10 protein-coding genes and 1 riboswitch are annotated in these 7,610 nt (G+C 70.9%); of the genes, 6 read left to right on the top strand and 4 right to left on the bottom strand.

Annotated elements, in window-relative coordinates:
* Window positions 1-64: 64 nt before the first annotated feature.
* Window positions 65-934, bottom strand: coding sequence for a helix-turn-helix transcriptional regulator (locus K6I34_RS27005; RefSeq protein WP_229329569.1), 870 nt, complete (start codon window positions 932-934; stop codon window positions 65-67).
* Window positions 935-1,193: 259 nt separating this feature from the next.
* Here K6I34_RS27005 and K6I34_RS27000 point away from each other — a divergent pair, with 259 nt between their 5' ends.
* Window positions 1,194-1,634 carry an ATP-binding protein gene (locus K6I34_RS27000; protein ID WP_229329567.1) on the top strand — a complete coding sequence of 147 codons (441 nt, stop codon included), beginning with the start codon at window positions 1,194-1,196 and terminating at the stop codon, window positions 1,632-1,634.
* Between the two features lie 69 nt (window positions 1,635-1,703).
* Here K6I34_RS27000 and K6I34_RS26995 read toward each other — a convergent pair whose 3' ends face one another.
* The 3 genes from K6I34_RS26995 to K6I34_RS26985 form a co-directional block, all read right to left on the bottom strand.
* Window positions 1,704-2,174, bottom strand: a complete 471-nt coding sequence (locus K6I34_RS26995) for a C40 family peptidase (protein WP_229329565.1) — start codon at window positions 2,172-2,174, stop codon at window positions 1,704-1,706.
* A gap of 3 nt (window positions 2,175-2,177) precedes the next feature.
* Window positions 2,178-2,376: riboswitch (cyclic di-AMP (ydaO/yuaA leader) on the bottom strand.
* Window positions 2,377-2,642: 266 nt separating this feature from the next.
* Window positions 2,643-2,981, bottom strand: coding sequence for a hypothetical protein (locus tag K6I34_RS26990; protein WP_229329563.1), 339 nt, complete (start codon window positions 2,979-2,981; stop codon window positions 2,643-2,645).
* 5 nt (window positions 2,982-2,986) lie between these two features.
* A complete protein-coding gene (locus K6I34_RS26985) occupies window positions 2,987-3,625 on the bottom strand; it encodes an ATP-dependent Clp protease proteolytic subunit (RefSeq protein WP_229329561.1) in 639 nt (212 codons plus the stop codon).
* An 87-nt stretch (window positions 3,626-3,712) separates the two neighbouring features.
* Here K6I34_RS26985 and K6I34_RS26980 point away from each other — a divergent pair, with 87 nt between their 5' ends.
* The 5 genes from K6I34_RS26980 (at window position 3,713) to K6I34_RS26960 (ending at window position 7,330) form a co-directional block, all read left to right on the top strand.
* Window positions 3,713-4,021, top strand: a complete 309-nt coding sequence (locus K6I34_RS26980) for a type II toxin-antitoxin system Phd/YefM family antitoxin (protein ID WP_229329559.1) — start codon at window positions 3,713-3,715, stop codon at window positions 4,019-4,021.
* Between the two features lie 271 nt (window positions 4,022-4,292).
* Window positions 4,293-4,595 (top strand): urease subunit gamma, encoded by a 303-nt coding sequence (locus K6I34_RS26975; protein WP_229329557.1) that lies wholly within the window; start codon window positions 4,293-4,295, stop codon window positions 4,593-4,595.
* 17 nt (window positions 4,596-4,612) lie between these two features.
* Window positions 4,613-4,924, top strand: coding sequence for an urease subunit beta (locus K6I34_RS26970; RefSeq protein WP_229329555.1), 312 nt, complete (start codon window positions 4,613-4,615; stop codon window positions 4,922-4,924).
* Window positions 4,917-6,638: an urease subunit alpha gene (locus tag K6I34_RS26965; protein ID WP_229329547.1), complete on the top strand. Its 1,722-nt coding sequence runs from the start codon at window positions 4,917-4,919 to the stop codon at window positions 6,636-6,638. The genes K6I34_RS26970 and K6I34_RS26965 overlap by 8 nt, the downstream gene beginning before the upstream one ends.
* A complete protein-coding gene (locus K6I34_RS26960; protein WP_229329540.1) occupies window positions 6,638-7,330 on the top strand; it encodes an urease accessory protein UreF in 693 nt (230 codons plus the stop codon). Before K6I34_RS26965 ends, K6I34_RS26960 begins: the two co-directional genes overlap by 1 nt.
* Window positions 7,331-7,610: the final 280 nt, after the last annotated feature.

Here is a 7,610-nt window from a genome sequence, read left to right as displayed (position 1 = left end):
GGGGCGGGGGGACGATGGGGGACAGAGAGGGAACGTACCGAGGCATTGCGGACATGGTGCCTCCCTACGCGCCGTCATTGACCCTGGCGATGAATTCCAGCGACTTCTCGTGCGGGAGGGCGTGCGCCCGGAGCGCGGTGAATGCCGCGCTGTACGCCAGGAGGTCTTCTTTGCGCTCCAAGTAGAGGCTACTCGTCAAATGGTCGAGAACAACCACGTCCAGATCAGCGATGCGCGGAAAAGAGAAGATAACAAAAGGCCCCGTGATGCCGATATGACCGCTGCTGGAGAACGGCAGTACATGCAGGCGCACATGGCGCAGGGAACCCGTTTCCACCAGGTGCCGCAACTGCCCGGCCATGACCTCGGGACCGCCGACCTGATGCCGCAGCACGGCCTCGTCCAGCACGGCGCACAGCTCCAGCGGCCGCTCGCCGCGGAGCACCGACTGCCGCGCCATGCGCACCCGCACCAGCTTCTCCACCTGTTCCGGCGGCGGGTCGTTGAGCGCGGCCCGCGTCACGGCACGGGCGTAGGCCGGGGTCTGGAGCAGCCCCGGCACCACGGTGGTCTCCAGGGTCCGTAACCGCGAGGCCTCCGACTCCAGGCTGATGAAGTCCAGGTAGGCGGCGGGGAGCAGATTGCGGTAGGCGTACCACCAGCCCCGGCGGGCGCCCTCCCCGTCGGCGTCGTCCGCCCCGCACAGCGCCCCCAGCAGGGCCCGCAGCTCCGGGTCCGTCACCCCGTAGGCGTCCAGCAGCAGCGCCACGTCCGAGGACCGCACCCCGCTGCTGCCCGTCTCGATCCGGCTGACCTTCGACTGGTGCCAGCCCACCGCGCGCGCCGCCTCCAGGCTCGTCATTCCGGCCAGTTCGCGCTGGCGGCGCAGTTCCCCGCCGAGTTTGCGGCGGCGTACCGCGGGTCCGTATCGCATGGCTGGTCCGTCTCTCGCGCGCGGGGGGTGTGGTGTTTCCCGACGATGGACTTCCGACGATGGACAGTGTGCCGTCCAAATCCGGTCTTCCGTCGTAGAGTTCACCGCTTCGAGCGACAGATATATGCATATCTCGGGGGAACGCACGCAACACGGCCCTTTTCAGTGGCAGGCTGTCGCGAAGAGCCGCCCGAGAGCGCTCTCGACTTCGGGATGCATTGCGCCCGCGGTCCGGTCTCGGCGGGAAAGGGACAGCGTCATGGCAGACCACCAAGAAGCCACTGTCACCCTGCCGAGCGCCCCCGCCTCGGTCTCCACGGCACGCCGCTATGTGGCCGGTGTGCTCGCGGACTGGGGGCTGCCGGGAGGCACGGGACTTGCTGAAACGGTACGGCTGATCGTCTCCGAGCTCGCCACCAACGCCGTGCAGCACACCCGCGGCCAGTCGCCCACCTTCACCGTCGAGCTGCTGCTGGACCGCGACCGGCAGTTGCGGATCGGGGTCACGGACAGCCACCCGCGCTTCCCCCGGCGGCTGCCCGCCGCGGTGCAGCAGGACAACGGGCGGGGCATGGTCATCGTCCGCTGCCTGGCGGCGGAGCGCGGCGGGCGGCTCTTCTTCACCCCGACCCCGGAAGGCGGCAAGACGGTCTGGATCTCGCTGCCCTGGCACGTGCACGCCCTGAGCGTCGAGCGCTGAGTCGCGGGCCGGGCCCCGCCCGCGGTGCGGGGCCCGGCCCTGTGGGACCGGAGGTGTGGGACCGGAGGGTCAGTCCACCCGGCCGTACAGGACGCTGTTGGTCCAGATCCGCTCCAGGCGGACGACGGCGCCGGTCTTGGGCGCGTGCCAGATCTTGCCGTCCCCCGCGTATATGCCCACGTGGTAGACGCCCCGGCCGGATACGAAGAACACCAGGTCACCCCGTTCCCGCGCGGCCCGGGAGATATGGGTGGTCGAGTTGTACTGCTCCTCGGCGGTACGGGGCAGGGACTTGCCCGCCCGTTTGAACGAGTAGAGCGTCAGGCCCGAGCAGTCGAAGCGGTACGGTCCGGTGGCGCCCCACTGGTAGGGGGAGCCGGCCTTCGAGGCGGCGATGCGCAGCGCGTTGGTGGCGACGGTGGAGGCCTCCGCCCCCTGTGCGCCGCCCGGCATCAGCACCGTGGCGCCGACGGCGGCGAGCGTGAGGGCCGAGGCGGCTCCGGCCCTGGACATCATCGACGGACGTTTGTGCGCGCCCATGTGTCAACCCTTCGTCAGCCGCCTGTGAAGGATGACCTGTCGGGTTCGGGCAGGCGAAGAATGCCCGGCCGCGCAAGCGGCTTCACCCCAAGGGCCGACCGCACTACTCTGGTCGTCCCACCGTGCTCGGGTCCTCCATCCCCACCGGTGCATTCGCTCGACCCGACATCCGGACGGCGGTGGGGTTCGGCGTCCGCCCGGACCGCCCCGCCGGGGTGGCGGGGTCTTGTCGTGACCGGGATCTTGGCGCAGCGCCGGTACGGATTCCGAGCGGAATCAGGGGTATGTGAGGCTGATCACTTCTGGGCAATTCCGCTGGACGCGACGGGAATTGCCCGGTTCGGCAGTGCCCTGACGAGCCGCTGGCCTGCGGCTGGGCAGGGAGGTTTGGGCGCGGCATGCGGATCCGGTTGAAATCGATCACCGCGCGTCGTCTACGACACCGTCCGGCGACGGGGGGAGCGGTGTTTATCCGCCCGCCGACCCGGAATCCCTGGGCGCGGGCGGGAGCGTGAGCGGGAGAGCGACCCGGTGCGCCCGCCGCTCCCCGTCGAGGATCAGCATCGCCCGCGTCAGGGTGCCCCCGTGCAACTCCCGCTCACCTCGCTCGAACATCACTGCGAGAGCGTCCCGCAGCCCCGTCGCGGCGACGACCAAGGTCTGCGCCGCCCGTAGCGCGCCGTACGTGTCGTGCGGCCGGGCCGGGTTGATCCGGCCCAGCAGATCCAGTACCCGCAGATAGCAGTCGATCACTTCGCCCTCGGCCCGGGTCAGGGCGGGCAGGGGCGGCGGCTGCGGAGGCCACATGGCGGTCACCGGGCCCCGGGGCGCGATGTGCCCCGCAGCTTGCGGCTCTCGGTGACCTGGTCGATCAGCCCGTAGGCCAGCGCACCCTCGGCGTCGAAGACCTTGTCGCGCTCGATGTCGCGGCGGATCCGTTCGGCGCTCTGCCCGGTGTGCCGGACCAGCATCTCCACAAGAGTGTCCCGTGTGCGCAGCAGTTCCGTGGCGTGGATCGCCAAATCCGCCACCTGTCCCTCGGCGGTCCCGTCGAGCGAGGGCTGGTGGATGACGACCCGGGCGTTCGGCAGCGCGAGCCGCTTGCCGGGGGTGCCCGCCGCCAGCAGCACGGCGGCGGACGAGCCGGCCTGTCCCAGGCAGACCGTCTCCACGTCGCAGGTGATGAAGCGCATCGTGTCGTAGATCGCGGACATGGCGGTCGTCGAGCCGCCCGGGGAGTTGATGTAGAGCGACACGTCCCGGTCCGGGCCCGCGTGCTCCAGGTGCACGAGCTGCGCGATCACGTCGTTCGCGCAGACGTCGTCGACCGGCGTGCCGAGGAAGACGATGCGCTCGGACAGCAGCTTGGAGTAGGGGTCCATGGTGCGGGTCGTCGCACCGTCACGCTCCGTGAGCTCCGGCAGGACGTGCCGGGCGATGGGTCGGGTCATGGCGTGCCTCCTTCGTCTCTCTTCGTCTCTGTCTCTCTTCATCTCTGTAAAAAATGTACAGGACGTACAGACGGTTAGAATGTGAGCATGGCCTACGAAATTCCTGTGACGCAAGCCCGAGCCGAGCTCGCGGACCTGATCAACCGTGTCGTCTACGGCGGTGAGCGGGTGGTCGTCACGCGCCACGGGAAACCGCTCGTCGCCCTGGTGTCGGCCGCCGACCTGCGGAGACTCGAAGAGGGCGTGGTCGGTGCGGAGGCCGCGGAACCTGCGGAGGCCGCCGAGGAGCAGGCGATCAGCACGGTCTCGACGGTGCGCCCGCTGCCGTCCGCTGCGGGCGAACAGCGGCGCTTCGGCATCGCGGCGCGGCACCGGGGTCCTGAGCAGCCGTCCTGAGCGGTCGTCCTGGGCAGCTGTCCTGAGCGGCGGTCCTGGTCAGCCGCCCTGGTCAGCAGCCTTGAGTGTCCGGTCCGGCCGTCGGCCGGGCACCTCCCGCGACCGCTGGCCATGGATGCGCAAAGAGTGAGTTAACGCGTTGGAAAAGCTTCCGCCTTAATCTGCAATCCCTGGCTGCCCCCTGAAGAACCCCAGGTCAAGAGTGTGTAGAACTCTTGTGTGCCCCCGATGGGTTCGGCTATGGGGCCTGGTTCGTCAGTGAGGTGGACGCATGCAACTAACACCGCATGAGCAGGAGCGCCTGCTGATCCATGTGGCCGCCGACGTCGCGGAGAAGCGCCGGGCCCGTGGTCTGCTGCTCAACCATCCGGAGGCGGTGGCCCTCATCACCGTGCACATCCTCGAAGGCGCCCGCGACGGCCGGACCGTGGCCGAGCTGATGTCCTCCGGGCGTACGGTGCTCACCCGCGCCGAGGTCATGGAGGGCATCCCCGAAATGCTCCGCGAGGTGCAGGTCGAGGCGACCTTCCCGGACGGCACCAAGCTCGTCACCGTCCACGAGCCCATCGGCTGACGGGGGGACAGGACACCATGATTCCCGGAGAGATCCTCCTCGCCGACGCGCCCGTGCTCCTCAACCAGGGGCTCCACCGCACCCGGCTCACCGTGCTCAACGCCGCCGACCGGCCTGTCCAGGTCGGCTCCCACTACCACTTCGCCGAGGCCAACCCGGCTCTCGACTTCGACCGCGCCGCGGCGCGCGGCAAGCGGCTCGACATCGCCGCCGGCACCGCCGTGCGCTTCGAGCCCGGCATCCCCGTCGAGGTCTCCCTGGTGCCGATCGGCGGCAAGCGTGTCGTCGAGGGCCTGCGGGGCGAGTGCGGAGGACCGCTCGATGACTGAGCTCCACCGCGCCGCGTACGCCGAGCTGTTCGGCCCCACGACGGGCGACCGCATCCGCCTCGCCGACACCGACCTCCTGATAGAGATCGAGGAGGACCGCAGCGGCGGCCCCGGCCACGCCGGTGACGAGGCCGTCTTCGGCGGCGGCAAGGTCATCCGCGAGTCCATGGGCCAGTCCCGCGTCACCCGCGCCGAGGGCGCCCCCGACACCGTCATCACCGGTGCCGTCGTCCTCGACCACTGGGGCATCGTCAAGGCGGACATCGGCATCCGCGACGGCCGGATCACCGGCATCGGCAAGGCGGGCAACCCCGACACCATGGACGGGGTCCACCCCGACCTGGTCATCGGCCCCGAGACCGAGATCATCGCGGGCAACGGCAGGATCCTCACCGCCGGGGCCATCGACGCCCACGTCCACTTCATCTGCCCGCAACTCGCGGACGAGGCGCTCGCCTCCGGCATCACCACCCTCGTCGGCGGCGGCACGGGTCCCGCCGAGGGCACCAAGGCCACCACCATCACCCCCGGCTCCTGGCACCTCGCCCGGATGTTCGAGTCGATGGAGGGCTATCCCCTGAACATCGGCCTCCTCGGCAAGGGCAACACCGTCTCCTACGACGCCATGCGCGCCCAGCTGCGCGCCGGTGCCCTGGGCTTCAAGATCCACGAGGACTGGGGGGCCACCCCCGCCGTCATCGACGCCTGCCTGAACGTCTGCGAGGAGAGCGGCGCCCAGCTCGCCATCCACACCGACACCCTCAACGAGGCCGGGTTCGTCGGCGACACCCTCGCCGCCATCGCCGGGCGCTCCATCCACGCGTACCACACCGAGGGCGCGGGCGGCGGGCACGCGCCCGACATCATCACCGTCGTCTCCGAGGCCAACGTCCTCCCCAGCTCCACCAACCCCACCCGTCCGCACACCGTCAACACCGTCGACGAACACCTCGACATGCTGATGGTCTGTCACCACCTCAACCCCGCGGTGCCCGAGGACCTCGCCTTCGCCGAGTCCCGCATCCGCCCCAGCACCATCGCCGCCGAGGACGTCCTGCACGACCTCGGCGCGATCTCGATCATCTCTTCCGACTCCCAGGCGATGGGCCGCGTCGGTGAGGTCGTGCTGCGCACCTGGCAGACCGCGCACGTGATGAAGAGACGGCGCGGCGCCCTGCCGGGGGACGGGGCCGCCGACAACCGGCGGGCCAGGCGCTACGTCGCGAAGTACACCATCAACCCGGCCGTCGCCCAGGGCCTCGACCACGAGATCGGCTCCGTCGAATCCGGCAAGCTCGCCGACCTCGTGCTGTGGGAACCGGCGTTCTTCGGCGTCAAGCCACTGCTCGTCATCAAGGGCGGTCAGATCGCGTACGCGCAGATGGGCGACGCCAACGCGTCCATCCCCACGCCGCAGCCGATCCTGCCCCGCCCCATGTTCGGCGCCGTGGGGCGCGCCCCCGCCGCCAACTCCCTCAACTTCGTCACCCAGTGGGCACTCGACGACGGCCTCCCCGAACGGCTGGGGCTCGGCAAGCGCTTCGTGCCGATACGCAGCACGCGCGGCGTGACCAAGGCGGACATGCGCAACAACGACGCCCGGCCACGGGTCGAGGTCGACCCCGACACGTTCACCGTCACCATCGACGGCGAAGCCGTCGACCCGCAGCCGGTGGCGGAACTGCCGATGGCCCAGCGCTACTTCCTCTTCTGATGGGCGTCACCCATGGCGCCCGTGCCGCTCTTCTCGTCCTCGCCGACGGGCGCTTCCCCGCCGGGGGCCACGCGCACTCCGGCGGGGCCGAGGCGGCGGTCAAGGCGGGCCGCGTGCGGGACGCGGGCACCCTGGAGGAGTTCTGCCGGGGGCGGCTGCACACCACCGGGCTGACCGCGGCGGGGCTCGCCGCCGCGGCGGCCGCGGGCCTCGACCCGCTCGCGCTCGACGAGGCCGCGGATGCCCGTACGCCCTCACCGGCCCTGCGCGCCGCCGCGCGGCGGCTCGGACGGCAGCTGACCCGTGCCGTACGGGCCACGTGGCCCTCGCCCGAACTCGACGCCCTGGCCGCGGCCCGCCCGCGCGGCGCCCACCAGCCCATCGTCCTCGGCCTCGCCGCCCGCGCCGCCGGGCTCTCCCCACTGGACGCCGCGTACGCCGCCGTCTACGAGTCGGTCAGCGGCCCGGCGACAGCGGTCGTACGGCTGCTCAGCCTCGACCCGTTCGACGCGACGGGGGTTCTGGCGCGGCTGGCGCCCGAGCTCGACGCGGTCGCGCTGCGCGCGGCTGCCGCGGCGGCGTCCGCGGCCGCCGACGGTGGTGTGGACGCGCTTCCGGCGGGCGCGGCGCCGTTGCTGGACATCATGGCGGAGCAGCATGCGGAGTGGCCGGTGCGGCTGTTCGCGACGTAGTGGTCGGCTGCGCCTACTGGGTTGCCACCCGGGCCCGGTGGGCGGCTGCGGGTTGTGTGTGGCTGGTCGCGCAGTTCCCCGCGCCCCTGTCTCCTACCGCTGGTTGTGGGCATGCGTTCCGCTAGGGGCGGAACGGGTGGGCACAACCGGACCACCGGGCCGCACCACGGCAACGGGGGTCCGGGGGCGGAGCCCCCGGACCAGCACAGCTGAAGCACCGTCACCATCCATCACCGACCCTCGGAGAGAAAATGCACCTCGACCACCCCGACACCTACCC

It is taken from the genome of Streptomyces sp. UNOC14_S4, assembly GCF_020740835.1.
Classification (GTDB): domain Bacteria; phylum Actinomycetota; class Actinomycetes; order Streptomycetales; family Streptomycetaceae; genus Streptomyces.
Note: the sequence above shows the minus strand (reverse complement) of the source record. Positions and strands in the feature narration are given on the sequence as shown.

Bases quoted from the DNA above. Each gene is read 5' to 3' on its own strand.
- K6I34_RS26990 (WP_229329563.1), bottom strand. From the start codon at position 2,981: ATGTGGCCTCCGCAGCCGCCGCCCCTGCCCGCCCTGACCCGGGCCGAG.
- K6I34_RS26985 (WP_229329561.1), bottom strand. From the start codon at position 3,625: ATGACCCGACCCATCGCCCGGCACGTCCTGCCGGAGCTCACGGAGCGT.
- K6I34_RS26965 (WP_229329547.1), top strand. From the start codon at position 4,917: ATGACTGAGCTCCACCGCGCCGCGTACGCCGAGCTGTTCGGCCCCACG.
- K6I34_RS26960 (WP_229329540.1), top strand. From the start codon at position 6,638: ATGGGCGTCACCCATGGCGCCCGTGCCGCTCTTCTCGTCCTCGCCGAC.
- K6I34_RS26970 (WP_229329555.1), top strand. From the start codon at position 4,613: ATGATTCCCGGAGAGATCCTCCTCGCCGACGCGCCCGTGCTCCTCAAC.
- K6I34_RS26975 (WP_229329557.1), top strand. From the start codon at position 4,293: ATGCAACTAACACCGCATGAGCAGGAGCGCCTGCTGATCCATGTGGCC.
- K6I34_RS27000 (WP_229329567.1), top strand. From the start codon at position 1,194: ATGGCAGACCACCAAGAAGCCACTGTCACCCTGCCGAGCGCCCCCGCC.
- K6I34_RS26980 (WP_229329559.1), top strand. From the start codon at position 3,713: ATGGCCTACGAAATTCCTGTGACGCAAGCCCGAGCCGAGCTCGCGGAC.
- K6I34_RS26995 (WP_229329565.1), bottom strand. From the start codon at position 2,174: ATGGGCGCGCACAAACGTCCGTCGATGATGTCCAGGGCCGGAGCCGCC.
- K6I34_RS27005 (WP_229329569.1), bottom strand. From the start codon at position 934: ATGCGATACGGACCCGCGGTACGCCGCCGCAAACTCGGCGGGGAACTG.